Source organism: Rhizobium grahamii CCGE 502 (assembly GCF_000298315.2).
In the GTDB taxonomy this organism is placed as follows: Bacteria; Pseudomonadota; Alphaproteobacteria; order Rhizobiales; family Rhizobiaceae; genus Rhizobium; species Rhizobium grahamii.
Map to the genome: position 1 here is coordinate 167,867 of NZ_AEYE02000014.1, position 26,462 is coordinate 194,328.

Here is a 26,462-nt window from a genome sequence, read left to right on the forward strand (position 1 = left end):
CCTCCTCAGAACTGGTACCGGCGCATGCGCCGCTGGATGGCAAAGAGATAGAAGGACACGCCGGCGAGGATGATCAGGAACATCACCGTCGCGATCGTCGCCCCCATCGAGCGGTCACCGAGCTGCAGCTGGAAACCGAAGAACGTGCGATAGAGCAGCGTACCAAGGATGTCGGTCGACATATCGGGCCCGGCAAGCGCACCTTGCACTGTATAAACCAGGTCGAAGGCGTTGAAATTTCCGACGAACGTCAGGATCGAGATGATGCCAATCGCCGGCAGGATGAGCGGCAGCTTGATCTTCCAGAATTGTGCCCAGCCGGTGATGCCGTCGCACTCGGCGGCTTCGATCACCTCTTCCGGGATGCTGAGAAGCGCCGCGTAGATCAGCATCATCGGAATGCCGATGTACTGCCAATTCGAGATCAGCGACACGGCAATCAGCGCCGGTCCGGATTGTCCGAGCCATGGAGCGAAGAGCGACTTCATGCCAACAAGGCTCATCAGCCACGGCGCAACGCCCCAGATCGGCGACAGGATAAGCTTCCAGATGAAGCCGACGATCACGAAGGAGAGCAGCGTCGGCAGGAACATCGCGGTGCGGTAGAACGCCACGAAGCGCAGCCGCGGCGTCGACAGCAGCGCGGCCAGCGCGATGCCGATCGGATTCTGCACGCACATGTGAATGAGGAAGAAGATGAAGTTGTTGACCAGCGCGTTCCAGAAGTCACGGGCCCAGCGCGCATCGCCGAACAGCACCTTGTAGTTCGCGAGACCGACGAAGGCAGGCGCGCCATCGACGGTGTTGTAGAACGAAAGCCTCAGCGTTTCGATCAGCGGCAGGATCATGATCGCCGAGTAGACGACGAATGCCGGGAAAAGAAAGACGCCGATGTGCCAGCGCACGGGGCGCTTGATGGGAACGACATCGACAGCGGATAGGGCTTCGCTCATGGCTTTTGCCTGTTCTTCTTGGCGGCGCCTGCGGCGCAGCGCATCTGACACGGCGGGCGGAACGCCCTTTCCTCTAACCGTCTCCCCGTCCCCTCGGGTTTCGAAGGCGGCGGGGAGAGGAAAAGCGGATACGAAATTGGCTTTGAGCCGGAGTGAGGGGCGGCTGACGCCGCCCCTCGGCTTTCATTACTTGCCTGGCTTGTACCAGCCGTCGAGGCCCTTCTGGAGCTTGTCGGCAGCTGCCTGCGGCGTGTCGGTGCCGTTGATGACGTTCGCCGACTCAATCCAGGTCTCGTTTTCGAGGTTTGGAGTGCCGCGCCCGAGGATCTGATAGGTCGAACGGATCGTCGACTTGTACGGGCCGCGCCAGGAAACGAACTCCTGAGCCAGCGGATCGCTCATCTTCACCGGGTTGGAGTTCAGGCTGAAGAAGCCCGGCAGCGAGTTCGCGTAGATGTCGGCGAATTCGCCGGAGGCAACCCACGACAGGAACTTCTTGGCTTCTTCGGCATGCGTGCTCTTGGCATTCAGCGCGACGCCAATATCCGGATGGTCGGAGATGTAGCCCTGGTCGCCAGCCTTCGGAACCGGCGGTGGGAAGGCGCCCATCTTGAACTGCGCCTGGCTGTTGAACAGTGCGATTTCCCAGGAACCGGCCGGGTAGATCGCCGCACGACCGAGCGTGAAGAGGTTCTGGCTATCCGAATAGGTCTGAGCTTCGAAGCCATCGCCGAGGTACGGCTTCCACTTGGCGAGCTCTTCATACGGCTTAACCCAGTCGGCATCCGTCAGCTTCTGCTTGCCTTCGATCAGCGCCAAACGACCGTCTTCACCCTTCCAGTAGTTTGGGCCGATGTTCTGGTAGCCCATGGTTGCGGCTTCCCAGAGGTCCTTGGTGCCCATGGCGAGCGGGATATAGGTACCGTCTGCCTTGATCTTCTCCAGAGCTGCGAAGAATTCATCTTCCGTCTTCGGAACGGAGATGCCGAGCTTGTCAAAGGCGTCCTTGTTGTAGATGAAGCCGTGGATGACCGAAGCCATCGGCACGCAGAAGGTGGACTTGCCGTCGTCGGTCGACCAGGCAGCCTTGGCAACCGGCGTGAAATTCTCCATGCCAGACAGGCTGGTGAGGTCGGCGAGCTGCTGCTTCTTGAAGAGTTCAAGAGATGTATCGAACGGACGGCAGGTGATGATATCGCCTGCGGAGCCCGCATCGAGCTTGGCATTCAGCGAAGCGTTGTATTCCGTCGGCGCGGTCGGCGAGAAGACGATCTTGATGCCCGGGTTCTTGGCTTCGAACGCCGGGATGATCTTTTCCTGCCAGATCTGCAGGTCGTCGTTACGCCAGCTTTCGACCGTCAGCGTGACGTCGGCGGCATGAGCAAAGCCGACGGATGTCAGCAGGCTCGAAGCCAGCAGGAAGCCTTTCAGTGCAGTGTGTCTCATTTCCCTCTCCTGTTTTGAGCGCCGATAAGGCGCCGTTCTTGACCTGAAACGAGCGACTGCATGCACGAGGTGACACGCAACGCTCTCCTGAGGGCCGTCAACAACTGCCGGCCCGAAAGCTCGATCGGCGCGACGAGGCCTAACCAACACCCGTCGACCAGACAGCGTACCCGAACAAGAAACCGATCCGGCACAGCCATGAAAGGGAAACCGATGGCGAGAACGGCTTGAAGGCGACAAGCCGCCACGACCGATTCCGCATTTCATCGAGTGGCCCGGCTTATGTATGTCCTGCCGGTTTGTCGCTGCCCGATGCGCTGTTCCCTTTGAGTTGAATTAAGGCCAAAAAAATACCAATTGTCCAGCCAATTTTAACATCTGCACGACGGAAATGCCGAATTAAAAATTTTATCGTTCAAAATCAATGATATAAAAAGATGAATTTTTGCCGCGCTTTGTACTTGGTAAATGGTATTTTTTTGGTATTATAGTGAAAACAAGGGGAATGAGTGGATTTTTGGTGGCTCAATGACAGAACTTGCGATCGGCATTGATGGCGGCGGCTCCAGTTGCCGCGCCGCGGTCACGAATGCGGCGGGGCGCATCCTCGGCCGTGGCACGGCCGGTCCGTCGAACATCCTCTCCGACCTCGACAATTCGTTGATCAACATTGTGGCGTCAGCGAAGAACGCCTTGAGCGACGCCGGCCTTTCCCCTGAATCCGTTTCCAGCGTGGCGGCCGTTGTCGGCGTCGCCGGCGCGAATGTCGGCGACTATGCAGAACGCATCGAACGCGTTCTGCCCTTTGCCAGACGCCGGGTTGTCACCGATGCAACGACAGCCCTGCAAGGAGCTCTCGGCGATTACGACGGCGTGATCGGCGCATTCGGCACAGGCTCCGTTTACAGTGCGCGCCGCAACGGCAAGATCTACGGCATCGGAGGCTGGGGGTTCGTTGTCGGTGATCAGGCAAGCGGCGCTCGCCTCGGCCGCGACCTCTTGGAGCAGTCCCTGCTTGCGCGTGACGGGGTGCGCCCGTCCTCGCCCGTGACCCAGACCGTCATGGCCGAGTATGGCGACGATCCCGAACGGGTCGTCGAGTTTGCCCATGTGTCCCGTCCCAATGACTTTGCCCGCTATGCACCTGTCGTTTTCGAAGCTGCAGCCAAGGGCGACCCGGTTGCGACGGCAATCGTTCGGAACGCAGCAGCCTCGATCGGCGAGAGCCTTGATGCACTGCTCTGGCCGGAATGCGAGGCGATCTGCCTGTTGGGCGGGCTGGCGAACGCCTATCGTCCGTGGCTCGCAGAACGTCACGTTGCTCTGCTGCGCGAGCCGCGCGGCGACGTCCTGCAGGGCGCCATCGATCTCGCTGTGAAGTTTCTGCACGAGGAAGGAACAAGCGCGGCATGACCGACGATTTTGCAAGCCTCCTTTCCCCCGAGCGCCTTCAGGCTGGCGGCACCGGCCCGCTCTACGTCAAACTGCGGCGCACGCTGGAAGATGCCATTCGCACAGGCACGCTTGGCCATGGCGACGCTCTGCCACCCGAGCGTGACATCGCGGAATTTGCAACGGTCAGCCGGGTGACTGTGCGCAAAGCGATCGATGAGCTGGTTGCCGACGGCCTGCTGGTGCGCCGCCACGGCTCCGGCACCTTTGTGACGAAGCCGGTGTCGAAGGTCGAGCAACGTCTCTCGCAGCTTACCTCCTTTACCGAGGATATGGCGCGCCGCGGCATGACCTCGCGATCCGAATGGTTGCACAAGGGCATCCACACGCCCTCGCCGGATGAAATGATGATTCTCGGTCTCGCGACGGATGTCAGGGTTTCACGGCTCAGCCGATTGCGCATCGCTGATGACCAGCCGCTGGCCATAGAAAACGCCAGCGTCTCCGGAGAATTCCTGCCCGATCCCTTTGTCGTGACAACGTCGCTTTATGCCGAACTCGAGCGCCGTCAGGTCCGCCCGGTCCGCGCCGTGCAGCGGATTTCCGCTACCAACATGAAGGAAGCCGACGCCCATCTGCTTGGCGTACCTGTCGGCGCTGCAGGGCTGTCGATCGAGCGTATCTCCTATCTCGGCTCCGGGCGAGCGGTTGAATTTACGCGCTCGCTCTATCGCGGCGATGCCTATGATTTTGTCGCTGAACTGACGATCGGCGTGCCGTGATGCCTGGTCGCATTGAAGAGACGGCGAATGGCGTCTATTCCATGTACCCATGACAGCTCGCATCACACTCCTCGACAGCATCTCCGATCCCGGAAATCCCGCAAAGCCGAATGACGACAGCTTCGGCTGCAACGAGTCCTGCGCCTTCGTCATCGACGGTGCGACGGGGCTCGGAGACCGCCAATATATGGATGTGGCGGGCAGTGACGCCGCCTGGATCGCCCAGCATTTCGCTCGCGGCTTTGAGGATCAGATCACCCGTGAGTCCAGCATCTCGGAGGTTGCGCGCGACCTGTCGGTCGCAGCCCGGGCGGCTTTTCTCCGACACAACGAGAACGTGCCGCGTTATGCCTGGCCATTGACCGCATTCGCGATGCTGCATCAAACACGCAATGGCTTCCACTTCATCGGCCTCGGCGACTCCTGCGTCTTCCTGCTACAGGAAGACGGCTCCGCCACCATGCACATGGCAATCCCGGGTGCCTATCAATATGAGCAGAACCAGGCGCGAAAACACATTGCGCGCACGGGCGGCATCACCAAGGAAGGTGGCGCGCTCGGCAATACCGAGACCCTCGCCTTGTTGCGCCAGCACCGCGAACGGCAGAATACGCCGGAGAGCGGGGTCTGGACCCTCGGCCTCGTGCCGGAGGCAGCCGACCACCTGATTTCTGAACGGCTGAATGTCAGAAGCAAGGCGCACGCCATCGTCTGCAGCGACGGCCTTTCGGACCTGGCGGTCCTTTACGCAGCTTATGATTCAGCGAGCCTCGTACGCACCGCACGAAATAGAGGATTGCGGCCAATGCTTGATGAACTCAGGCACCTCGAACGTGAGATCGATCCAGAAGGTCTACGCTATCCACGCTTCAAGCAGAGCGACGACACTACGGCCCTGCTTGTCGAATTGACGCTCGACGCCTGAAGCGATTTTCGATTCCGGGTCAGCGCGTTGCGCCGAAAACCTGAACCAATCAATGCAGCCGTTGCATCAAACATTGAAGACGCAGCCGGTCAGGCCGCGTCGTCGATTTGCTCGTCGCGCTTGCGCGGCACGTAGTTGAGAACCGGCCCCAGCCAACGCTCGACCTCGGCAACGTCCATGCCCTTGCGGTTCGCGTAATCCTCGACCTGATCCCGCTCCACCTTGGCGACGCCGAAGTAGTAGGAATCGGGGTGGCCGATATAGATGCCCGAAACGGAAGAGCCCGGCCACATCGCGTAGCTCTCGGTGAGCGTCACACCTGCCGTCTTCTCCGCATCGAGCAGGCCGAACAGCGTCTTCTTTTCGGTATGGTCGGGCTGCGCCGGATAGCCCGGTGCCGGACGGATACCGGCATATTCCTCGGTGATGAGCTGCTCGTTACTGAGATGCTCGTCCTTGGCGTAGCCCCAATATTCGCGACGTACCTGTAAGTGCATGCGCTCGGCAAAGGCTTCGGCGAAGCGATCGGCCAACGCCTTCACGAGGATCGACGAATAGTCGTCATTGGCGCGTTCGAAGCGTTCGGCAATTGCGACCTCTTCGATACCGGCCGTGACGACGAAACCGCCAACATAGTCCTGAACGCCGCTTTCGACCGACGCAACGAAGTCCGACAGCGCCACGTTCGGCCGGCCGTCACGCTTCGACAGCTGCTGGCGCAGCGTGAAGAAGGTGGCAAGCTCGTCCTTGCGGCTCTCGTCCTTGAACAGGCGGATATCGTCGCCAACTGCGTTCGCTGGCCAGAAGCCGATGACGGCGCGCGGGTGGAACCACTTCTCGTCGATGATCTGCTTCAGCATCGCCTGCGCATCGGCCCAAAGCGCACGAGCGGCCTCGCCTTGCTTCTCGTCCTCGAGAATGGCTGGGAACCGGCCACGCAACTCCCAGGTCTGGAAGAACGGCGTCCAGTCGATGTACTTGGCGATATCAGCGAGATCGTAGCCGTCGAACACCTTGGTGCCGAGGAAGCTCGGCTTGGTCGGCTTATAGGCCGCCCAATCGACCTGCTGCGCATTTTCGCGGGCACGGGCGAGCGGCAGACGCACCTTCTCGGCCTCGCTACGCGCATGCGCCGCCGCCACCTTGGCGTATTCGGCACGGATATCGGCCACATAGCCATCGCGATTGTCAGGCGACAGCAGCGTCGAGACCACACCGACGGCCCGGCTGGCATCCGTCACATAGACGGCCTGGCCCTTGTTGTAGCCCGGATGGATCTTGACGGCCGTGTGGACACGGCTCGTCGTCGCGCCACCAATCAGCAATGGCAGGTCCAGACCCTGACGCTCCATCTCGGCGGCGACATGCACCATCTCGTCGAGCGACGGCGTGATCAGGCCGGAAAGGCCTATGACGTCAACCTTCTCGGCAACGGCGGTCTCGAGGATCTTCGTCGCCGGCACCATGACGCCGAGGTCGATGATCTCGTAGTTGTTGCAGGCGAGCACGACGCCGACGATGTTCTTGCCGATATCGTGGACGTCGCCCTTGACGGTCGCCATCAGGATCTTGCCGGCAGCCTTGCGGTCATCGCCGCCGTTCTGGCGCTTCTCCTCTTCCATGTAAGGCAGAAGCACGGCCACGGCCTGCTTCATCACGCGCGCCGACTTGACAACCTGCGGCAGGAACATCTTACCCGATCCGAACAGGTCGCCGACCACGTTCATGCCGGCCATCAGCGGGCCTTCGATGACGTGCAGCGGACGCTCCGCCTTCTGGCGCGCCTCTTCGGTATCGGCATCGATATATTCGGTAATGCCGTTGACCAGCGCATGTTCAAGCCGCTTCTCGACCGACCATTCGCGCCAGGAGAGGTCCTGCACGCGTCCTTCGCGTGCGGCTCCGCCGCGGAACTTCTCGGCCACTTCGAGCAGACGCTCGGTCGCATCGGCACGGCGGTTCAGCACCACGTCCTCGCACGCCTCGCGCAGCTCGGCGTCGATCTGGTCATAGACGGCGAGCTGGCCAGCATTGACGATGCCCATGTCCATGCCCGCCTGGATGGCGTGGTAGAGGAACACGGCATGCATCGCCTCGCGCACCGGCTCGTTGCCGCGGAACGAGAAGGAGAGGTTCGAAACGCCGCCCGAGATATGCACGAGCGGCATCTTCTGGCGGATCGTGCGCGTCGCCTCGATGAAGTCGACGCCGTAATTGTTGTGCTCTTCGATGCCGGTCGCGACCGCAAAGACGTTCGGGTCGAAGATGATGTCTTCGGGTGGGAAGCCCGCCTTTTCGGTCAAGAGCTTGTAGGCGCGCGTGCAGATCTCGACCTTGCGGTCATAGGTATCCGCCTGCCCCGTCTCGTCGAAGGCCATGACGACCACGGCTGCGCCATAGGCATGCAGCAGCTTCGCTTGCGCCAGGAAGTTCTCTTCGCCTTCCTTCAGCGAAATCGAGTTGACGATCGGCTTGCCCTGCACCCGCTTCAAGCCAGATTCAATGATCGAGAACTTGGACGAGTCGATCATGACGGGCACGCGAGCGATATCCGGCTCGGCGGCGATCAGGTTCAAGAACTCGACCATCGCCTTTTCGGAATCGATCAGGCCTTCGTCCATGTTGATGTCGATGATCTGCGCGCCGTTCTCCACCTGGTCGCGCGCCACATCGAGCGCTGCGGTGTAGTCGGCATTGGTGATCAGCTTGCGGAAGCGTGCCGAGCCCGTGACGTTGGTGCGCTCGCCGACGTTCACAAAGGGAATGTCCTTGGTCAGCTCGAAGGGCTCGAGGCCCGACAGCGACATGAACGGCCGATGCTCGGGGATCGGACGCGGCTTGTACTTGGCGACGACCTCGGCGATCGCCTTGATGTGCTCCGGCGTCGAGCCGCAGCAGCCACCGACGATGTTGACGAGGCCTTCGCGGGCGAACTCGTCGATCTGCGCCGCCATCAGCTCTGGCGTCTCGTCATACTGGCCGAACTCGTTCGGCAGGCCGGCGTTCGGATAGGCGCAGATAAAGGTGTCGGCAACGCCGGACAGCTCCTGCAGGTGCGGACGCATGGCGTTGGCGCCGAGCGCGCAGTTGAGGCCGATCGTAAACGGGTTGGCATGGCGCACGGAGTTCCAGAACGCCGACGGCGTCTGGCCCGACAGCGTGCGGCCGGAAAGGTCGGTGATCGTACCCGAGATCATGACGGGAAGGCGGATGCCCTTGGCCTCGAAGCGCTCCTCGCAAGCAAAGATCGCCGCCTTGGCGTTCAGCGTATCAAAGATCGTCTCGATCAGGATGATATCGGCGCCACCATCTATCAGCCCGTCGATCTGTTCGGCATAGGCCATGCGCAGGTCGTCGAAGGTGACGGCGCGAAAGCCCGGATTGTTGACGTCAGGGGAGATCGATGCCGTGCGGTTGGTCGGGCCGATGGCGCCGGCCACGAAACGGCGGCGGCCATCCTCGCGCTCGGCGCGGATGCAAGCACGGCGCACGATCTCGGCGCCTTCCTTGTTGAGCGCGTAGACCTCGCCTTCCATCGCATAATCGGCCTGCGCGATGCGGGTCGACGAGAACGTATTGGTCTCAAGGATATCGGCGCCGGCCTTGGCGTATTTGTAATGGATCTCTTCGATCGCATCCGGCTGCGACAGGATCAGAAGGTCGTTGTTTCCCTTCTGGTGGCAGGCACAGCCGATGAAACGATCGCCGCGGAAATGGTCTTCATCGAAGCCCAGCCCCTGGATCTGTGTGCCCATGGCACCGTCAAGAACGAGGATGCGTTCGCTGGCGGCTTTCTTGAGCGCAGCAAACACTTCACTACCGTCGCGCTTTGCCCCTTCGGAACCAAACAGAGTATCAAACACGGGCGGACTCCTTGACGTCGTTGCAGACCAAATGGTCCAATCACATAAAGATATCTTTATGTCAATATATCCATCTCATGTGGCGCCTTTGCGGCGCTGGGCAGATGACAGACTCGAGCGGCCCCTATATAGGCGGTTGCGAAGGCTTTGTGCACGAAATCGGAGGAGTATCATGGCACCTGCAAACGGCGACGCCGCGCTCGGAAACTGGACCACCCGCAGCTATCACCGCAACTGGCTTCTTGCACAGGCAAACGGGCTCTTCGATTTCTTCCAGCACAACTCCATCAACCCCAAGGGCGGCTTCTTCGATCTCGACGACACCGGCAAGCCACTCAATGCCGCCGGTCAGGTCCGCCCGATCCACATCACGTCACGCGCCGTTCATTGCTTTGCGATCGGCACGCTTCTCGGTCGCCCCGGCGCCGCCGACGTTGTCGATCACGGCATGCGGTACATCTGGAACCATCACCGCGACACCAGGAATAGCGGTTATTTCTGGTCGCTCGATGACAACGGTCCTGTTGATTCAAACAAGCAGGGGTACGGCCACGCCTTCGTCCTGCTCGCGGCATCTTCCGCCAAGACAATCGGCCATCCGCTGGCCGACGGCATGCTGGCTGACATCACCGAAGTCCTGAACACGAAGTTCTGGGAAGCCAAGCACGGCGCCATTGCCGAAGAGTTCACCGCCGACTGGCAAGCGCTCGACGGCGGCAACTACCGCGGCCAAAACTCCAACATGCACCTGACCGAAGCGCTGATGGCTGCCTTCGAGGCAACCGGCGACCGCGATTATCTCGCCAAGGCCGAAAGCATTGCCGACCTCGTCATCCGTCGCGCGGCCGGTTCCGTCGGCTGGCGCGTTGCCGAACACTTCACCACCGATTGGGGTCTCGACAAGGATTACTACCATCCGAACGAAATGTTCCGTCCCGCGGGCACGACGCCGGGCCACTGGCTGGAATGGGCACGTCTCCTCCTGCAGCTCTGGGTGCTCGGCGGCAAGAAGCAGGAATGGATGCCGGATGCGGCCAAGAGCCTGTTCTCGCAGTCGATCGCGCTCGGCTGGGACGACGACAAGGGTGGCTTCTTCTATACGCTCGACTGGGACGACAAGCCCGCCAAGCGCAACAAGCTGTGGTGGCCGGCCTGCGAAGGTGCCGGCGCGGCGCACTTCCTCAACGAGCACCTGCCGAGCGACTACCACGAGGAACACTACCGCCGGATCTGGAACGTGATCGAGCGCTCGTTCATCGATCACAAGAACGGCGGCTGGCATGAGGAACTGACGGAGGATCTCGTTCCCTCGCACAGCCTGTTCCCCGGCAAGGGCGACATCTATCACGCCCTGCAGGCCTGCCTGATCCCTCTCTTCCCGGCGAACGGCAGCCTGACCAAAGTCATCGCGGAAGCGGGCGGCAAAATCTGATTTGAGCAAGCGCCACCTTCGTGGCGCTTGACCATTATTTTCGAGCGCGAGCCACGCTGACCCACTGTCGCCAAGCGACGACAGGCAGCCGGAATGACTGTGCGCTGAAAAACAGATCGGTGCGAGGTTTTGTATGACGCTGATACCAACGACCAATTGGGCAGCCAGCTTTCACTATGGCTTCCGAGACTGCCTATACCCGTCTTCCCTGGACGCGGTTTGCGAAATCGTGGCGCGATCGCCAAGGATAAAGACGGTGGGATCAGGCCACTCGTTCAATGCGATCGCGGATGGCGAAGTCGCTCTGTCGCTTACCGATCTGCCGATCAACCCTGTTGTTGAAAACGACGGAAGACAGGTTTCCGTTGCTGGTCATTGCACCTATGGCGAGCTTGCGCTTTTCCTCCATCGCCATCGTCTGGCCATTCACAATCTGGCCTCCCTTCCCCACATTTCGATTGCCGGAGCGATTGCGACCGCGACCCATGGCTCGGGCAACCGGAACGGCAACCTGGCGACGGCGGTCTCGGGACTCGAAATTGTCTCGGGCGACGGCCGCCTGATGAAAGTTACTCGCGGCGACGCCGATTTCGCTGGCATGGTCGTGCACCTCGGCGCCCTTGGTGTCGTTACGCGTGTGACGCTTGATGTTCAGCCGGAATTTCAGGTCGCGCAGTGCGTCTACGACGGCTTGGCCTGGGACAAGCTGTTGGCCAACCTCGATGAGATCATGGCCTTGGGCTACAGCGTCAGTGTGTTCACGCAATGGGGTCAACAAGCGGGATCGATCTGGGTCAAGAGAACCGCATCGACCGACGAGTGGCCCGCCGAAGTCCACGGTGCAACGCGCGCAATGCTCAACAGGCATCCGATAAGCGGATTGGACGCGCAAAACTCCACCGAACAACTGGGGCAATACGGGCGCTGGTCCGACAGGCTTCCGCATTTCAAGATGGGCTTCACGCCGAGCAACGGCGAGGAGATACAGTCCGAGTTCCACATTCCCCGGGAATACGGGGTGGCTGCGATCGACGCGCTGCTGTCGATCCGTGAGAAGTTTGCCCATCTGGTTCAAGCAGCCGAATTCCGGACAGTTGCGGCAGATGAACTGTGGCTCAGCCCTCAGTATCGCCGCGACACGCTCTCGATCCACTTTACCTGGACTCGGGATCAAGACGCGGTGAACGCGGCTGCGAGGCACATTGAGCAGGCGCTGTCGCCCTTCGCGCCCCTGCCGCACTGGGGCAAGGTCTTTACGGGCCACCACATCGGCGGCAAATATGAGAAGCTTGTCGAATTTGGCCGCCTCCGAGACCGGATGGATCCGGAGCGGACGTTCTCCAACCCGTGGTTGGAAAACGTCGTATTCGGCTCAGGTGAGGGCTAAGCGCTGGCCGCGAATGAGGTTCGGCTCGACCTGATCGAACTGCAACTTTTCCGGAAGGGATCGCTGGCAGGATAGGCTGGCGCTTCAAACTACGCCAGCTGGAATGCCAATCATGCCAGGCGCAACGCGTCGAGATCCTTCGCCAGCATCAGGGCGAGCGCCTCGACCACAAGGTTGTGGTCGTCGCGCTGTGGCAAGCCGGAGACGGTAACCGCTCCAATGCAGCCGGTGCCCTTTACATTGATCGGAAAGCTGCCGCCGTGCGGCGCATAGTCAGCATCCGACAGGCCGTTATCGGCAACCGTCTTGCCCTTCTGCTTGAGGTCGAGGCCGATTGCATAGCTGCTTCTGAAATAGCGTAGCACCAGGTTGCGCTTGCGCCGCACCCATTGAACGTTATCCGGCGTAACGCCCGGGAGCGCGGCATAGAAAACCGGCATTGCATGCAGAGTGATATCGATCGCGACGCCGAGACCGCGTTCGCTCGCGAGTTCCTGCAGGAGCCTGCCGAGCTGCCATGCCGTCGTGAGATCGAAGGTGTCGAAGCTTAGCACCCTCTCCTGGTCGGCGATCCGTCCGAGGTCTTCATCGGGCATGGTCATGTCTGTTTCCTCTCCTGCAATGCTTTTTTCTGAACAAATGCAAGCGGAAGGGAAAAGTAAAGCAGAATCGTGGCGATACCCGAGAGCTAGCATTGTGAATGATCGCGGATTGTCGGCATCGCGGTCTTGCGCAATCGCATCGCCGCCGGTGACATCGACACTCAAGGGGTAGACGCCCACATAACGCGCCGGAGGCCGGCGCAGACAATTGCGCCGGCCTCAAGCAGTCCTTCATGCCCCTGTGATTTTCATGCCGGAAGCGGGATGGATCACCGCAGTCCGCCGGTCAACTATCGGAGTGGCGTTCAGCTGTCTGTTCCGCAACGGCGGCGATTTCAGGCACGCCGTTGGCCAGAAGGCGCTTGCGAACCAGGACGCCCATGACGCGGGCGGCGGTCGAGAAACTCATTTGGTCGAGCGGTCCCTCGCCTTCCCAAGGCTTTGTCAGCCGTTCGGTGACGGCTCCGACGATGTTCATCGGAACGATATCGTCGCATTGACGCATCGCTTCAAAGACCTGGCTGATGGGAACAACGCGTCCTTCGAAGGTGACGATTGGTTCCGTGAGTTCCGCATCCCACTCTTCGAAGGCATAGAGTGCTTCGCGGAAGAGTTCCTGAAGGGTGAACGGGGCGTGTCCATTGTGAAGCGGCGGCAAGGCATTCGTCATGTCTGTCTCCTCTTTAGGGCTAGTGCCATTCCTCCTTTTCGGCCGGGCAGCTACGTGGGAAGCAGAACTCAGGTTTCCCCTGCGGGACCGAATAACACGATCTATGTTATAGTGTAATATATGCGTGAGAAAGCCTTTTATCGGCCTCACGGTTCCCGTGCGCCGTGGAAAAGAAATAGGCCATTGATATTGCAGCGAATATCAATGGCCTTTTAATCTCAAATGGAAGGTGGCCGAGCCACCCGACGATCATTGCGCGATCGAAAACGTCACGTTGACGGTAATGTTGTAGCTGGTCTCACCGCCCTGGATGGGAACGGCTGAGTCGGCCCCCTCCTTCATCATTGCTGCCCGAAAAACCGGCACCGGCTGCGGGCGCGGCAGGGTCTCGGTGATCTCGACCACGCGGCCGAGCTGGACATCGGCGGCTTCGGCAAGCGTCTTCGCCTTCGCGATGGCATTGGCAACGGCATTCTTGCGTGCCTCCTCCATCGCTTTCTCCGGCTTGTCGTTGGTGAACTGGATGTCGCCGCCCTGGTTGACGCCGAGCGCAACCGCCTCGTCGAGGATGGCGCCGAGCTTGGACAGGTCGCGGATACGCACGCTCAGCGAATTGGACACCTGGTATGCGACCAACTCCGGCGGCTTGGGCTGGCCATCGTTGGATTGCGGATAATTGAATTGCGGTTGCACGGAAAAGCCGGAGGTCTGGAGATCCCGCTCGGCAATGCCTGCCTTTTTCAGCGCAGCCAGCACCTCGCTCATCGCTTTATTGTTTTCGTCGAGCGCTTCGCGTGCGGTTTTTGCCTGCTTCACAACGGAAAGGTTGAGCACCGCCATGTCGGGCGCCACGCTGGCCTGGCCCTCGCCGCTAACGGAAATCACGGGCTCGCGCGACTGGGAATCGGCAGCCAGCGTCGGCAGTGCCGTGGCAGCAGCGGTCGGAAGGCTCAGCAGAAGGCTGAAGGCGATTGTTCTGGTGTTCGGCAGCACGATATTTCACTCCGTGATTGTGAAGTCTCGCTTGTCGTCTTGCCGATTGATTGTGAAGCTATTGCGGCAGTCTCTTGTGACCGCTGCAGAATTGCGTTAGAGCGAAACCCGTTCCGGGGAACCATTGCGCCGGACACGGCAGCGACGTTGCCGCCGGGCCTGTAGCTCAATGGTTAGAGCCGGCGGCTCATAACCGCTTGGTTGGGGGTTCGAGTCCCTCCGGGCCCACCACTTTTTCCAGGTTTTGCGCCGTGCGGCCCGTATCGCCTGTGCCTTTTTGGGCGACGGATCGAAACCCATGCGCTGCGTTAATAGGAACGTCCACATCGGCCAAGATGGAGTGGCCTTCACGCGCTGTCGTTGACTGTTCAAACGCGCTCGCGCACAAAAGCTCCCGAGCAAGAGGGAGGCTATCCAACATGAAAGATGTCGTCGCACTGGTGACGGGCGGAAGCCGCGGCGTCGGCCGCGGGATTGCGCTTGCTTTGCTCACCGAGGGTGCCACGGTACACGTTACCGGCAGGACGTTTTCCGAGGCAGAGGTGGGTCCCGAGGGTAACCGCGCGGGATCGCTCCAAGGGCTGGAGCTTGAGGCCGCGAACCTACCCGGACGAGTTGTCATTCATCACTGTGACCACAGCAACGACGCCGAAACCGAACGTGTGGCCGCGGGGATCCGAGCCGGCGGCGGGCTGGATATTCTGGTGAACAATGCGTGGCCCGGCTATGAAGGCATGGTCGAGGATGGTGAATTCACCTGGCCTCGACCGTTCTGGGAGCAACCAAGCCGGCGATGGGACGCCATGATCGGCACCGCACTGAAAGCTGCTTTCATGATGTCGCGGGAAGTGGCGCCGATGATGATCTCGTCCCATCTCGGTCTAATCGTCAATATTTCATTCTGGGCAGCTCAACTCTACGAGGGGAATGCGATCTATGGAATCGCCAAAGCTGCTGCCGACAAGATGGTTGCAGATTTCGCGCACGAGCTGCGTCCCCACAACGTTGCCGCCGTCGCACTCTATCCTGGCCTGGTCCGCACCGAAGCGGTCATGCGGAACGCAGATTATTTCGACTTGTCCAACTCCGAGTCCCCCAGGTTTATCGGGCACGTCATTGCCGGACTTTGGCGAGACCCTGCGCTGATGTCGAAATCCGGGCACGCCTTGGTCGCGGCAGAGCTGGGCCGGCAATACGACATAGCTGACATCGACGGCTACCGACCTGTTCCCCTCACAGCGGCGGACTTTGCAAAGAGCTGAACTCGCGTCTGCCTTTGCACAGCCTCGACGGCCTGTCCGCTACGGCGTCGTGCGCATAGATCGGCGATGTCGAGCACCCGGAAAAGTTTGAGCCGCTTCATCGTTTCGGCGCCCTCGCATTGGGTGGAACCCCTGTGTAAACGGCACCATAGCAATGCTTGATCGGCCGTTGGGACTAGTGGAGGCATGCCGGAGCGATGAAAATATCCACGGTTGCCAGAGGAAACCGCGCGATCAGCATACCAGTGAGTTCCTCCTGGGTGCGATGACCGCGATTGAAGAGGTCGAGCGCCGCGCTGCAGATCATCTCCGATCTCTTGTCGTCCGGTTTGGCCTTGTAATGCCTGTACCAAGACTGAACGGACAGCGAGAGCACGGCCAATTCGGTTTCAAGGATACTCGTGACTAGCATTCCTGATCTCCCCCAGATTAAGGCGACGCTTTAACAGCCCCTCATTTGTAAGCCTGCAATCTCTGTTGAGCCGATGCCGAAGATTGCGGCTTGGCATTCAGTGTGAAGCGACGGCGCGACGACCGCTTGACGCGAGATGTTCAGTGATCGCGCGCCGGATTTCCGTGACCGTATCGAAAAGCCTGTTGTCGAGGTCAATGACATTGAACCGGACAGCGATGAACTTGAGGCGGTTTTCGACGGGAACCGCAATCCCGACTTCCTGACCGTTGAATACGACAGCTTGCTTTCGCATAGACAAACCTCGGGCGTGGGCGCACGCACCATCAAGCAATTGGATCAAGGATTGACGACGGAGTCAGCTTGTCGTCGTCGGTCGGTATCGGATCGACATGAGATCACGCACTCGTTGAGCCGTTGCGAAGAAACGAAGTCGTAGAAACAACGTCATCACCCTCCTCGAGTGAGGTCAAGCGCCGCGGAGTGCTGCCGGAAGTATTGTTAGTGGGAACTGGCTTGTGAAGTGAACGTATTCGAGAAAACCAAGGCAAGCAACTGATTTTTGTGATTTTTTAGCATTTCGAATCATATGACAATTACCGCATGTGCGAAGCCGAAATGACGTACGTGCGTCGCTCATGCACAAGAGTTCGAAGGAATGAAGGACCGCGATGTCGGGGGGGAAAGCCTCCATCGAGACATGTCCAGGCTTCGTCAGCGGTAAGACTTGGCGACCACCTGCGCTTCCGCCGATCGATCGACTGCCTGAACGGCAACGATGCGGGCCTCTGTTTTTGGGGACACGCCAGGAACAAAATCCGACCCGCAGTGTTTTGGCTATGCTTTGAGAAGTGAAACCCCTCAAAGTCCAACTCGCGCCTCTGCCCCCGCACCCGCGACTGCGGGGCTTTTTCTTCGCTTGCCGCATATGAGGGGAACGTTGTCGATCTACACGCGTTTGTTGTGATCGGTCCCCCTTGTCGGCTGGGCCGCTTGAGAGATTTTACGTGCTCTTGCCAAATGCCAAGGAGCACGCGATGAATTTAAGCGCAGTTCTATCCCTCGAGAACGTCACAATCCCCTTTGCTCTGGATGAGAAGCTGAGCGTTCAGATGGTTCTCGGCGAGAGCATTCAAAGGATGGTATTAGCTATTAAGAGTTCTAAACCTAGTTCACGTCGGTGCGATCAATGGCGATCGCAATGCCACGGCTTAGGGCATCCTCCCTGGCGAGGCGAAGAGCCTGGTCGATACGATAGATGACGAGCTCGTTCTTTGGCGCGAGGCGATTTCGCGCGCAAAGCAAAGTGCAAAATCAGCTCAATGAGTTCGCTCTCAGGCATTGCCCTCATTCTCGCGTCGCGAGCCGTCCTTGAGAGTAGACTTGAGCGCTTGCGATCAGAAGACATCCAATTCGCGCAAGAACAAAAATCGAAACATCAGCAAAGACGCAAATACCAGTCCGCCTGCGCTCCCCTAGTTTTCGTTGGGTCGATCCTGGAGCCGACCCCAGCCTCTCCCGGATCGACGAGCGTACGGTTGGCGCCTTTGGCGAATTGGTTCCGGCCGTACGCTGCCGATTACTGTTGGTGCTCGGATGCAGCATCAAAATCGGTGACGATACCGTGACGCAACGCCTCTTCCTCGGCTGCCCGCAAAGCCTGCTGGATAAGAAGTATGACAAAATCGTAGTCAGGACTTTCCCAGGATGCCATTTCGCGGGCGACGCCCAATGTAAAGATCAGTTGCTGCACAATTGTCTCGGTCACGACACGACTCCAGTAGGCCGGGCAATTCTAGACGACCTGAGAAAACGCAACTATCGCAACGATCCCGTGATCTTGTGAGAGAAAACCACCACGCAGTTGGTGGGAACGTACCATTGACCTCCGACACGGCGGCACGCTGGATTTGGTTGACCCACGCCAGGCGAAAACCATCATTCTGTAATGTTTCCCCCGGCGTCTCAGCCTTCAGCACGTCGCCCGCCTGCCTGGCTTCCTCACACGTCTGATCAAGAGACAAGAAGAGCGCGCAGTCGGACTCAGCCGCCTCTCTTGCGATGCTCCTCATTGCCCCCCCGCCCTGCCCTATGCTCGGTTGGTTGAGCGGATTGAAGAACACCTCCACCGCACTAGATGCGGCCACGCATGCGAAAGCCTGCCGCGGTGATACGAATGGCAATGCCCGCTGAACGAGAGGTAACGAAATCTGAGGAGGATTCCATGCCGAGCATGCGCGCTGTCGAAGTAAGAAATGCCAATGCGCCTTTGCAACTGGTCGAACGCGAGATTCCGACCCCCGCTGCCGGCCAGGTCTTGATCAAGGTTCAGGCGTGCGGAGTCTGCCATAGCGATGCCTTCACCGTATTGGGAGCCTTTCCCGGCATCGCCTACCCGCGCATACCCGGCCACGAGGTCGTCGGCGTTATCGACCAAGTCGGCGAACGCGTGCCGCGTTGGAAGGCGGGCCAACGCGTCGGAGTTGGCTGGCACGGCGGTCATTGTGGGCACTGCTCCTCCTGCCGCCGGGGCGATTTCGTGACCTGTGAGACGGCACAAATTCCGGGGATCAGTTATGACGGCGGTTATGCGGAGTATATGGTCGCACCGTTTGAAGCCTTGGCCGCAATCCCTGATGAACTCAAAGCCGCCGAGGCCGCGCCCCTTCTGTGCGCCGGGATCACCACTTACAACGCATTGCGCAACAGCGGCGTTCGGGCGGGCGATACGGTTGCCGTCCTTGGTGTCGGCGGGCTCGGCCACCTTGGCGTGCAATTCGCCGCGAAAATGGGCTGTCGCACGATCGCCATTGCGCGGGGTGCCGACAAGGAGCCGTTGGCGCGTGAGCTCGGAGCTCATCGCTATCTTGACAGCACCACCCAGGATGTCGCCGCCGAATTGAGCAAGCTCGGCGGAGCCCGCGTGATCCTGTCGACCGTCACCAATTCGCAGGCGATGAGCGCGGTGCTTGGTGGATTGGCAGTCAATGGAAAGATGATCGTGCTTGGCGCTTCATCCGAGCCGATTGAAGTCTCGCCATTCCTCTTGATTGGCGGTCGTCGCGGAATTCAGGGATGGCCCTCTGGGACATCGAGCGACTCGGAAGACACGCTCGCATTCAGCGCTCTCGCAAATGTTCGTCCGATGATCGAAACAATGCCGCTGGAGCGGGCCGCAGAGGCTTATGAGCGGATGATGAGTGGGGCGGCGCGGTTCCGGATGGTCATAACAACCGGCAAATAGCTGAGGTTGGGCGAGCTCGAAACTTCGCGTTTGCATGCGAGAGCGGGAGAGCCGAGAGGTCAGCCTACCCGCGGTGATCCTCTCGAGCCCTCAGGGACCCGAAGGCACCCCTGTGCGTCCTTTTTGGCGGAAGGACAATAATAACTTAGGCTGAGTGAACCAACTTGGGAAGTTGGACAAAGGTCCGATCGAAAAGAGGGAGGCTGAAGGAGGGTTGGTCCGCGACATCCCAAAGCCTCCCTCATCCTTCGGGGCAGAAGGACAAGGGTCAGTTAGTGCCGACAGTCCGCTTGGCTAGTCGGACTTAGGTCTGACGACTTTGTGGCCAAGCTGCGAATCGGGCGCATCTGCGCACCGGTTCCGGAAATGGGACACGCGACGAATTAGAGCCCGTGCGCCAAGACCTTCTGGCAGCCCGGTGACAGGCGCTGCATGTTTTCCCTCAGGCAGGCGATGCCGCGACCACCGCCGAGCGGAACGGCGCGGCAATAGGAGCGAAAGTCCGGCCCGCAGGCTTCACGAGCGATAACCATCTCCTCGCGCGGCGAAAGCTCCGGTGCGGCGGCTGCTGCTGGAGCTGCGGCCTTTTGTGTCGCGCCAGTGTCGGGTGCCGCCGGTGCGGTCGACGCATCGGACGATGATTTCGGCGTGGCGGCCTTGCCGCTTCCGCCGAGTGCGCTGAGTGCCTGCTTGCATCCCGACGACAGAGACGCATCATGCTGCTGGAGGCAGGCAAGCGCCTCCTTGCCGCCGGGCGTGACGCCGGAGCAATTCGATAGGAAATCGCTGCGGCAGGCAGACTTGATGGCATTGCGCTGTGCGTCCGTCGGCTGTTGCGCAACTGTCGCGCCCGCAAACAGAGCGGCTGCGCAAAGCAGCGGCAGGCCAATTCCCGTTCTCCATAGGCCATGTTTCGTGGATGCGACTTCCAATGATGACGACGAGAAATCCTTCATAGTTCCTCTCCCTGCGGAAATCACAGTGTCGACCATGTCGGCATCGTGAGGCTGCTCTTAAAGCCCCCTTCATCGAGGGCGCCCTTGCTGTCCCGGCGAAGATCGAGCACGACAGCCATCGGCTCCTGCCTCGGACAACAAATCCTCAAGTGCGGGCGTCAGTTCTGGTCAACGACCTAGTTCGGTCTCTGACGTCGCGGCATTTATGTCTGTGCATCCGGCACCGCGGCAGTGCGGCGCTTTCGATATTCCTCGAAGCGTTGCAGGATCACATAGAAGGACGGCACCAGCAAAACCGCGAGGCAAGTCGACGCGATCATGCCGCTGAAGACTGAGATACCGATGGACCGGCGCGCATTGGCCCCGGCACCAGTCGCAAGCACGAGGGGCAAAACGCCGAGAATGAAGGCAAACGACGTCATCAGGATCGGCCGGAAACGCAATCGCGCCGCAAGCACTGCCGCGGCGGCAATTTCCATCCCCTGCATTCGCTTTTCACGTGCGTATTCAACGATCAGAATGGCATTCTTCGAGGACAGCGCGATAAGCAGAATGAGGCCGATCTGCGTATAGAGATTGTTGGCGACGCCGAGCGCCGTCAGGGCGCCGACCGTGCCGAGGAGCGCAAGAGGAACCGCGAGAATGACCGCAAAAGGCAATATCCAGCTTTCGTACTGGCCGGCCAGAACGAAATAGACCAGCAGAATGGCGAGGCCGAAAACGTAGTAGATCTGCGCGCCGACTGCCTTCTCCTGGTAGGACAAGGCGGTCCATTCAAAGCCGGCCCCGGTTGGCAATGTCTGATCCGCGATCTGCTCCATAACATTGAGCGCCTGCCCCGAACTGAAGCCGGTCGCGGCACCGCCAACGATCGTGGCGGTGGGATAAAGATTGTAGAGGCTGATCAGCGACGGTCCCGGCACGCTCGTGACGTCGATTACTGTACCCAGCGGCACCATGGTGCCATCGCCCGCCTTCACTTTTAGATTGCGGATGTCGTCCGGCCGCACGCGGAAGTCCGGCGACGCCTGCACATAGACCTGGAAGGTGCGGCCAAACTTGTTGAACTGTGTCACATAGCTCGATCCGACGTAGCCCGAAAGCGCCGAGAACACCTGCCCGACGGTGACGCCGAGCATCTCGGCCTTGATGCGATCGACCGAGACCTCGAGCTGCGGAGCATCCGCTCGGAACGAAGTCTGCAGCCGCTGCAGCGAGGACTGCGCGTTGCCGCGCTCGACGATCGTATTGGCCAGTGTTTGCAGCAGTGCGAAATCGAAGCTGCCGTCCTTGAGGAGCACCTGCATGGTGAACCCGCTGGCATTGCCGATACCCTGGATCGCAGGTGGAACAAGGACAAGCGTCTTTGCCGTCAGGATGCTATCCAGCGCGCTGTTCAGGTGCTGGTATATCGACAGCAGGTCCTGGCCCTTTTCCTTTCCACGCACGTCCCAGTCCTTGAGAATGACATAGGCGACACCGGCGTTCGGCAGGCTCGCGCTGTTGTCCAGCACCGATATCCCACTGATCGACAGCACCTGATCGACACCGGGGGTCGCCTCGGCGATCTCGCTGACCCGCTGCATGACCGCATCCGTGCGCTCTTTCGAGGCACCGTCCGGCAGCTGCGCGCTGATGAGGACGTAGCCCTGATCCTCGATAGGAAGAAAGGCCGTCGGAAGCCGGCTCAATCCCCAGAAGGCGACACCGATCAGCACCAGACCCGCCAGGACTGCGATCGCGCTGTTGCGCACCAGACCGCCGACAAGCCGCGAATAACCATTCTCTGCCGCATCGTAAACTCGATTGAAGCCGCGATAGAAGAAGTTGCGCCTCTCAGGCGGCACGGGTGGCCGCAGCCAGAGGGCGCATTGTGTCGGTTTTAGCGTGATCGCGTTGATCGCACTGATCAGCGCCGTTGCGGCAATGACGAGCGCGAACTGCCGGTAGAGTTGCCCGGTCAATCCCGGAAGGAAGGCGGCAGGAATAAAGACCGCCATGAGGACGAGCGTAATCCCGATGACGGGGCCGAGAAGCTCGTCCATAGCCTTCTCAGCCGCCTGCCTGCCCGGCATCCCCTCCTCGACATGGCGCGAAACACCCTCGACGATGACAATCGCATCATCAACGACGATGCCGATCGCAAGGACGATGGCAAACAACGTCGACAGATTGACCGTAAAACCAAGGGCCGCCATTGCGGCAAACGCGCCAATAATTGTCACCGGGACGGTCGTCGCCGGCACCAGCATGGCTCGCCAATCCTGCAGAAACAGCAGGATCACGATCAGAACCAGAACACCGGCCTCGATCAGCGTCTTGTAGACTTCGTTGATCGACGCCTGCACGAATTTTGTTGTATCGAACGGCATGCCGTATTCGAGGCCAGGCGGGAAGCTCTTCGAAAGCTCCGCCATCTTAACCCTGACAGATTGCGCAACCGCGATGGCATTTGCCTCGGGCAGCTGGAAAATGCCGATACCGGTTGCTGGGTGCCGATTCTGCAAGAATGACTGGCTGTAGGTCTGCGCGCCGAGTTCGACACGGCCGATGTCGCGTATTCGCGTTATCCGACCGCCATCCGCGGAATCGACCTTGACGATAATGTCCTCGAAGTCGGGAGCGTCGTTAAGCCGACCGCTGACATTGAGCGTGTACTGAAAATCCTGCCCGCTCGGCACGGGCGGCAATCCCACCTGCCCTGCCGTGACCTCCTGGCTCTGCTGCTGCACGGTATTGACGATGTCCTGTGGCGTCAGTCCTCGGGCTTGCAAGAGATCCGGATCCATCCAGATACGCATCGCATACTGGCCCGCGCCAAAGACGCTGACATTGCCGACGCCGGGAAGCCGGGCGAGCTCGTTCTGAAGGTTGATGACCGCGTAGTTCGACAGAAACAGGCTGTCGTAGCGGCTGTCCGGCGAGGTCAGACTGACGAAGCCCAGGATCGATGTCGACTTCTTCTGCGTCGTCACGCCTTGAACCTGAACGGCCTGCGGCAATGACGGCATCGCGATGGCGACGCGGTTCTGAACCAGAACCTGCGCCTGATCGGGATCAGTGCCGATTGCGAATGTGACCGTCAACGAATAGGTGCCGTCGCTGGCACTGGTCGATTGCATGTAAATCATGTTCTCGACGCCGTTGACCTGCAACTCGATCGGCAATGCGACGGTATCGATCAGCGTCTTGGCGCTCGCGCCCGGATAGCGCGTCGTTACCTGAACGGTCGGCGGAACTACGTTAGGGTACTGGGCAACCGGCAGCTGAAACAGTGCGACGGCGCCGATCAGGACGAAAACCAGCGCCAGAACATTCGAGAGTACCGGCCGCTCGATGAAGAAGCGCGAGATCATCCGTTTCGCCTCCTGGAGCTGATCCGGTGCCGGTTCATGGGACCTTCGATCCGCTCGGATCCCCTGTTGCCGCGGCCTCCAACGTGATTTTCTCAGGTGTGACCTTCATATCGGGTACGGCCCGTTGTATCCCGGCCATGACGACCCAGTCCCCGGCGTCGAGGCCGGATTCGATCACCCGCATCGAGCCGTTGCGGTGGCCTATCTTGACGACCTTCTGCTCGATCACGTCGTCCTTCCCGAGCACCAGCACATAATTGCCTTGTTGGTTGGTGCCGATCGCATCATCGCGAACGAGAAGCGCCTTGTCCTGGTGGGCGACCGGAACACGAACGCGGACGAAAAGGCCCGGAAGGAGGGCGTGTTCCTTGTTGTCGATGATACCTCGAACAGAGAGCGTTCCTGTCGAGGCATCGACCTGCGGAGCGACATAGTCGAGATGACCCTTGTGCGGATACCCCTCTTCGTCGCCCAACCCGATTTCCACCGGGATGCTGGGAAGGTCGGCCTGCGTCAGCTTGCGTCCTGCCTTTGCAAGGCTCTGCTTGATCATCAGCACCTGCGCTTCGCTGACGTTGAAGTAGACATAAAGTGGGTCGGTCTGAACGATCGTGGCAAGCTTTGTCGGGCCGGACACGCCGACCAGCGCACCGATATCAACGAGATGGTCCGTCACCGTTCCGTCGAAGGGCGCGACCACCTCTGTGTATCCGAGGTTGATGTTCGCAAGATCGAGGCTCGCCTGCGCGTTCAGAATGTTTGCGTTTGCCTCATCGAGCGTCGCCTTGGCGCTGTCGACGGCTGTCTGCGTCGTCACTTCCTGCTTCATCAGGTTGACCTGCCGGTCGTATTCCTGTTTCGCCCCAACCTGCGACGCCTGTTGCGAGGCCAGCTGCGCCTGTGCCTGATCGACCTGCGCCTTATAGGTGTCCCGCTGGATGGTGAAGAGCTTGTCGCCCTTCTTCACCGCGGTACCGTCCTTGTAGTCTATGGTCTCCAGAAAGCCCTGCACGCGGGCTTCAATGTCGACCGCGTTTATAGCATCCGTGTTGCCGGTTAGCTCAAAATATTCAACCACCGGCTGCTGTAACGGCTGCGCCACGTTCACCTTCGGCGGCGGCGGCGGCACATAGGCGTTGTTCCCGCTGTCGCATGCCGATAACGCAGCAACCACCGTCAAAATTCCGATAAGATGTAGCCCTCGGTACGAACTATCGCGCATTTTCCTGCCCCGATGCATGCACGAACTTCGGATTTCAATGTGTGCCGCTGGCTGATCCCAACACTTCAGACGCCAAGGCCGGCTGTAGTATGAAACAATATTTCCGCATTTCCGCGAAAAGCAATAGCGGCGCGCTCGATAAATAGTTGGCGATACGGACCGAAATGTGTGACAAAAGATGAACTTGCAGTTACATTTCGGCAGCAAGAAAAAGAAACGTACAGTAGCCGAGCTTCCCTCGAATCCGACGGTCTGCGCGGCTTTTTGATGTCTCGAAGGCACGTCCAAAGGCGTAGCCCTGCCTACGCCTTTCTGGCGATGGCAATGCCGCCGGCGACCTTATCGTACCCTGCATTCAACGCGTACCCAATCAACCGTTGCGAAAGTGAGGGCCGTGACATGGCGAAATTGATGTTAGCGACACGCTTCAAGGTATTGGTCGCCTTGGGCGCAATAACCGCCGGATTTAGCGGCCCGGCGTGGGCGGACGACTCGAAGGAATTGCTGAAGGCAATGTCCGACTATATGGCGGCTCAAAAGACATTCTCCTTCGACTATGTCTCTTCGGTGGGAGCTGTGACGCCGACCTTCGAGAAGCTGCAATTCGTCAGCTCCGGTACAGCAACGGTCGGCCGGCCGGACAAAATCCGGGTGACGCGCACCGGAGGTTTTGCCGATCTTGACGTCAGCTTTGACGGTACGAAGTTCACGGTTCACGGAAAGAACCTCGACGCCTACGCCCAGATCGACGCAAAGGGCAGCCTCGACGAACTTTTCGACCGACTTCAGAACGCCGGCGCAGAAATCCCAGGCTCCGATCTGTTGCTCTCGAACAGCTTCGATACACTGATGGACGGCGTCACGGAATCCAAGCACATTTCAAGCGCTGTCGTCGACGGTGTGGAATGCGAATACCTGACATTCCGGAAGAATGATGTCGACTGGCAGATATGGATAGAATCGGGGGCGAAGCCTGTCCCGAAGCGCTATGTGGTGACCAGCAAGCACGTGGTGCAGGCGCCGGAATACATGCTCGAGGTCCGGAACTTCCGCACAGGAGAAGATGTGAAGGTGGCAAACTTTGCGATCGAAATTCCCGGCGATGCCAAGAAGGTTGATCTCAGCGAACTGGGTCAGATCGATGAACTGCCGGCGCCGACAGAGATGGGAGACGCGCAATGAAAACCTCCGTACGGATTTTCGCTATTGCGCTCGCAGTTGCGTTCGCCTCCCTCGATGTCAGCATGGAGGGGAACGACCTAGCCACGGTGGCCATCAGCGCATCCACCCCGGCACAAGCCGAGATCGGCCGCCCCCTGACACCGCTGTCCTATGCGGGTGCCGCTCGTCGAACGACACGCCGCGTCGTGCGCAGAACGACCGTCTACGTGAACACGCTGCCGGCAGGCTGCGTCTACGGGCCGTACTACGGGGGCTACTACTACCGGTGTGGATCGCTCTACTACGCCAAGAGCGGCGCCACCTACGTTCAGGTGGTCATCGAATAGCGGGATTGTGGAGCTTTTGGGTGGCTGTTGGTAGGCTGTCGGGCTGAATCGGAACCT

General features: G+C 59.9%; 20 protein-coding genes, 1 tRNA gene and 1 pseudogene. 10 read left to right on the forward strand and 12 right to left on the reverse strand.

Translation table 11 applies throughout. The annotated features are described in order from the left end of the window. Window positions 1-5: 5 nt before the first annotated feature. On the reverse strand, window positions 6-953 hold the full coding sequence (locus RGCCGE502_RS12690) for a carbohydrate ABC transporter permease (protein ID WP_016554568.1): 948 nt from the start codon (window positions 951-953) through the stop codon (window positions 6-8). Between the two features lie 186 nt (window positions 954-1,139). Then, entirely contained in the window at window positions 1,140-2,399 is a 1,260-nt protein-coding gene (locus tag RGCCGE502_RS12695) for an ABC transporter substrate-binding protein (protein WP_016554569.1), read from the reverse strand. A gap of 528 nt (window positions 2,400-2,927) precedes the next feature. Between RGCCGE502_RS12695 and RGCCGE502_RS12700 the strand changes: the two genes are divergently transcribed. Genes RGCCGE502_RS12700 through RGCCGE502_RS12710 form a run of 3 tightly spaced genes read left to right on the forward strand, consistent with a single transcriptional unit; the run spans window position 2,928 to window position 5,498 of the window. Then, on the forward strand, window positions 2,928-3,812 hold the full coding sequence (locus tag RGCCGE502_RS12700) for a glucosamine kinase nucleotide-binding domain-containing protein (RefSeq protein ID WP_016554570.1): 885 nt from the start codon (window positions 2,928-2,930) through the stop codon (window positions 3,810-3,812). Next, window positions 3,809-4,573, forward strand: a complete 765-nt coding sequence (locus tag RGCCGE502_RS12705; RefSeq protein WP_016554571.1) for a GntR family transcriptional regulator — start codon at window positions 3,809-3,811, stop codon at window positions 4,571-4,573. Before RGCCGE502_RS12700 ends, RGCCGE502_RS12705 begins: the two co-directional genes overlap by 4 nt. A gap of 49 nt (window positions 4,574-4,622) precedes the next feature. Further along, window positions 4,623-5,498 (forward strand): PP2C family serine/threonine-protein phosphatase, encoded by an 876-nt coding sequence (locus RGCCGE502_RS12710; RefSeq protein WP_016554572.1) that lies wholly within the window; start codon window positions 4,623-4,625, stop codon window positions 5,496-5,498. Between the two features lie 89 nt (window positions 5,499-5,587). Here RGCCGE502_RS12710 and metH read toward each other — a convergent pair whose 3' ends face one another. Next, on the reverse strand, window positions 5,588-9,361 hold the full coding sequence (gene metH / locus RGCCGE502_RS12715; RefSeq protein WP_016554573.1) for a methionine synthase: 3,774 nt from the start codon (window positions 9,359-9,361) through the stop codon (window positions 5,588-5,590). A 172-nt stretch (window positions 9,362-9,533) separates the two neighbouring features. On the opposite strand from metH, the gene RGCCGE502_RS12720 reads away from it, so the two are divergent. Together RGCCGE502_RS12720 and RGCCGE502_RS12725 are read left to right on the forward strand one after the other, a co-directional pair. After that, complete coding sequence (locus tag RGCCGE502_RS12720) at window positions 9,534-10,793, forward strand: AGE family epimerase/isomerase (protein ID WP_016554574.1); 1,260 nt, start codon at window positions 9,534-9,536, stop codon at window positions 10,791-10,793. Between the two features lie 133 nt (window positions 10,794-10,926). Next, window positions 10,927-12,180 carry a D-arabinono-1,4-lactone oxidase gene (locus RGCCGE502_RS12725; protein WP_040674493.1) on the forward strand — a complete coding sequence of 418 codons (1,254 nt, stop codon included), beginning with the start codon at window positions 10,927-10,929 and terminating at the stop codon, window positions 12,178-12,180. Between the two features lie 110 nt (window positions 12,181-12,290). Here RGCCGE502_RS12725 and RGCCGE502_RS12730 read toward each other — a convergent pair whose 3' ends face one another. The 3 genes from RGCCGE502_RS12730 to RGCCGE502_RS12740 form a co-directional block, all read right to left on the reverse strand. Then, window positions 12,291-12,782: a heme-degrading domain-containing protein gene (locus RGCCGE502_RS12730; RefSeq protein ID WP_016554576.1), complete on the reverse strand. Its 492-nt coding sequence runs from the start codon at window positions 12,780-12,782 to the stop codon at window positions 12,291-12,293. Between the two features lie 286 nt (window positions 12,783-13,068). After that, window positions 13,069-13,452, reverse strand: a complete 384-nt coding sequence (locus tag RGCCGE502_RS12735) for a BRA0787 family protein (RefSeq protein ID WP_016554577.1) — start codon at window positions 13,450-13,452, stop codon at window positions 13,069-13,071. 249 nt (window positions 13,453-13,701) lie between these two features. Beyond that, window positions 13,702-14,445, reverse strand: a complete 744-nt coding sequence (locus RGCCGE502_RS12740; RefSeq protein ID WP_016554578.1) for an SIMPL domain-containing protein — start codon at window positions 14,443-14,445, stop codon at window positions 13,702-13,704. A gap of 155 nt (window positions 14,446-14,600) precedes the next feature. Between RGCCGE502_RS12740 and RGCCGE502_RS12745 the strand changes: the two genes are divergently transcribed. Both RGCCGE502_RS12745 and RGCCGE502_RS12750 read left to right on the forward strand, forming a co-directional pair. Further along, a tRNA-Ile gene (locus RGCCGE502_RS12745) sits at window positions 14,601-14,676 on the forward strand. 188 nt (window positions 14,677-14,864) lie between these two features. After that, entirely contained in the window at window positions 14,865-15,707 is an 843-nt protein-coding gene (locus tag RGCCGE502_RS12750) for an SDR family NAD(P)-dependent oxidoreductase (protein ID WP_016554579.1), read from the forward strand. 175 nt (window positions 15,708-15,882) lie between these two features. Here the strand turns inward: RGCCGE502_RS12750 and RGCCGE502_RS12755 are convergent, their stop codons facing one another. The 3 genes from RGCCGE502_RS12755 to RGCCGE502_RS12765 all read right to left on the reverse strand — a co-directional run bounded on the left by RGCCGE502_RS12755 (window position 15,883) and on the right by RGCCGE502_RS12765 (window position 17,887). Beyond that, window positions 15,883-16,119 (reverse strand): hypothetical protein, encoded by a 237-nt coding sequence (locus RGCCGE502_RS12755; protein WP_016554580.1) that lies wholly within the window; start codon window positions 16,117-16,119, stop codon window positions 15,883-15,885. 97 nt (window positions 16,120-16,216) lie between these two features. After that, on the reverse strand, window positions 16,217-16,414 hold the full coding sequence (locus tag RGCCGE502_RS12760; protein ID WP_016554581.1) for a hypothetical protein: 198 nt from the start codon (window positions 16,412-16,414) through the stop codon (window positions 16,217-16,219). Window positions 16,415-17,698: 1,284 nt separating this feature from the next. Next, the gene (locus tag RGCCGE502_RS12765) at window positions 17,699-17,887 is read right to left on the reverse strand and encodes a hypothetical protein (protein ID WP_016554582.1); all 189 of its coding nucleotides are present in this window, start codon (window positions 17,885-17,887) and stop codon (window positions 17,699-17,701) included. Window positions 17,888-18,343: 456 nt separating this feature from the next. Between RGCCGE502_RS12765 and RGCCGE502_RS12770 the strand changes: the two genes are divergently transcribed. Beyond that, window positions 18,344-19,363, forward strand: a complete 1,020-nt coding sequence (locus RGCCGE502_RS12770; protein WP_016554583.1) for an alcohol dehydrogenase — start codon at window positions 18,344-18,346, stop codon at window positions 19,361-19,363. A gap of 383 nt (window positions 19,364-19,746) precedes the next feature. Here the strand turns inward: RGCCGE502_RS12770 and RGCCGE502_RS12775 are convergent. From RGCCGE502_RS12775 to RGCCGE502_RS12785, 3 genes and pseudogenes are all read right to left on the reverse strand, one after another. Then, window positions 19,747-20,202, reverse strand: a pseudogene (locus RGCCGE502_RS12775) (hypothetical protein); the annotation flags it as partial. Window positions 20,203-20,522: 320 nt separating this feature from the next. After that, window positions 20,523-23,675, reverse strand: a complete 3,153-nt coding sequence (locus RGCCGE502_RS12780; RefSeq protein WP_016554585.1) for an efflux RND transporter permease subunit — start codon at window positions 23,673-23,675, stop codon at window positions 20,523-20,525. A 34-nt stretch (window positions 23,676-23,709) separates the two neighbouring features. After that, a complete protein-coding gene (locus RGCCGE502_RS12785) occupies window positions 23,710-24,897 on the reverse strand; it encodes an efflux RND transporter periplasmic adaptor subunit (RefSeq protein WP_040674496.1) in 1,188 nt (395 codons plus the stop codon). Between the two features lie 399 nt (window positions 24,898-25,296). Here RGCCGE502_RS12785 and RGCCGE502_RS12790 point away from each other — a divergent pair, with 399 nt between their 5' ends. Both RGCCGE502_RS12790 and RGCCGE502_RS12795 read left to right on the forward strand, forming a co-directional pair. Further along, the gene (locus tag RGCCGE502_RS12790) at window positions 25,297-26,079 is read left to right on the forward strand and encodes a DUF2092 domain-containing protein (protein WP_016554587.1); all 783 of its coding nucleotides are present in this window, start codon (window positions 25,297-25,299) and stop codon (window positions 26,077-26,079) included. Further along, the gene (locus tag RGCCGE502_RS12795) at window positions 26,076-26,405 is read left to right on the forward strand and encodes a hypothetical protein (RefSeq protein WP_016554588.1); all 330 of its coding nucleotides are present in this window, start codon (window positions 26,076-26,078) and stop codon (window positions 26,403-26,405) included. The genes RGCCGE502_RS12790 and RGCCGE502_RS12795 overlap by 4 nt, the downstream gene beginning before the upstream one ends. Window positions 26,406-26,462: the final 57 nt, after the last annotated feature.

Bases quoted from the DNA above. Each gene is read 5' to 3' on its own strand.
- RGCCGE502_RS12690 (WP_016554568.1), bottom strand. From the start codon at position 953: ATGAGCGAAGCCCTATCCGCTGTCGATGTCGTTCCCATCAAGCGCCCC.
- RGCCGE502_RS12695 (WP_016554569.1), bottom strand. From the start codon at position 2,399: ATGAGACACACTGCACTGAAAGGCTTCCTGCTGGCTTCGAGCCTGCTG.
- RGCCGE502_RS12700 (WP_016554570.1), top strand. From the start codon at position 2,928: ATGACAGAACTTGCGATCGGCATTGATGGCGGCGGCTCCAGTTGCCGC.
- RGCCGE502_RS12705 (WP_016554571.1), top strand. From the start codon at position 3,809: ATGACCGACGATTTTGCAAGCCTCCTTTCCCCCGAGCGCCTTCAGGCT.
- RGCCGE502_RS12710 (WP_016554572.1), top strand. From the start codon at position 4,623: ATGACAGCTCGCATCACACTCCTCGACAGCATCTCCGATCCCGGAAAT.
- RGCCGE502_RS12720 (WP_016554574.1), top strand. From the start codon at position 9,534: ATGGCACCTGCAAACGGCGACGCCGCGCTCGGAAACTGGACCACCCGC.
- RGCCGE502_RS12725 (WP_040674493.1), top strand. From the start codon at position 10,927: ATGACGCTGATACCAACGACCAATTGGGCAGCCAGCTTTCACTATGGC.
- RGCCGE502_RS12730 (WP_016554576.1), bottom strand. From the start codon at position 12,782: ATGACCATGCCCGATGAAGACCTCGGACGGATCGCCGACCAGGAGAGG.
- RGCCGE502_RS12735 (WP_016554577.1), bottom strand. From the start codon at position 13,452: ATGACGAATGCCTTGCCGCCGCTTCACAATGGACACGCCCCGTTCACC.
- RGCCGE502_RS12750 (WP_016554579.1), top strand. From the start codon at position 14,865: ATGAAAGATGTCGTCGCACTGGTGACGGGCGGAAGCCGCGGCGTCGGC.
- RGCCGE502_RS12755 (WP_016554580.1), bottom strand. From the start codon at position 16,119: ATGCTAGTCACGAGTATCCTTGAAACCGAATTGGCCGTGCTCTCGCTG.
- RGCCGE502_RS12760 (WP_016554581.1), bottom strand. From the start codon at position 16,414: ATGCGAAAGCAAGCTGTCGTATTCAACGGTCAGGAAGTCGGGATTGCG.
- RGCCGE502_RS12770 (WP_016554583.1), top strand. From the start codon at position 18,344: ATGCCGAGCATGCGCGCTGTCGAAGTAAGAAATGCCAATGCGCCTTTG.
- RGCCGE502_RS12780 (WP_016554585.1), bottom strand. From the start codon at position 23,675: ATGATCTCGCGCTTCTTCATCGAGCGGCCGGTACTCTCGAATGTTCTG.
- RGCCGE502_RS12785 (WP_040674496.1), bottom strand. From the start codon at position 24,897: ATGCGCGATAGTTCGTACCGAGGGCTACATCTTATCGGAATTTTGACG.
- RGCCGE502_RS12790 (WP_016554587.1), top strand. From the start codon at position 25,297: ATGGCGAAATTGATGTTAGCGACACGCTTCAAGGTATTGGTCGCCTTG.
- RGCCGE502_RS12795 (WP_016554588.1), top strand. From the start codon at position 26,076: ATGAAAACCTCCGTACGGATTTTCGCTATTGCGCTCGCAGTTGCGTTC.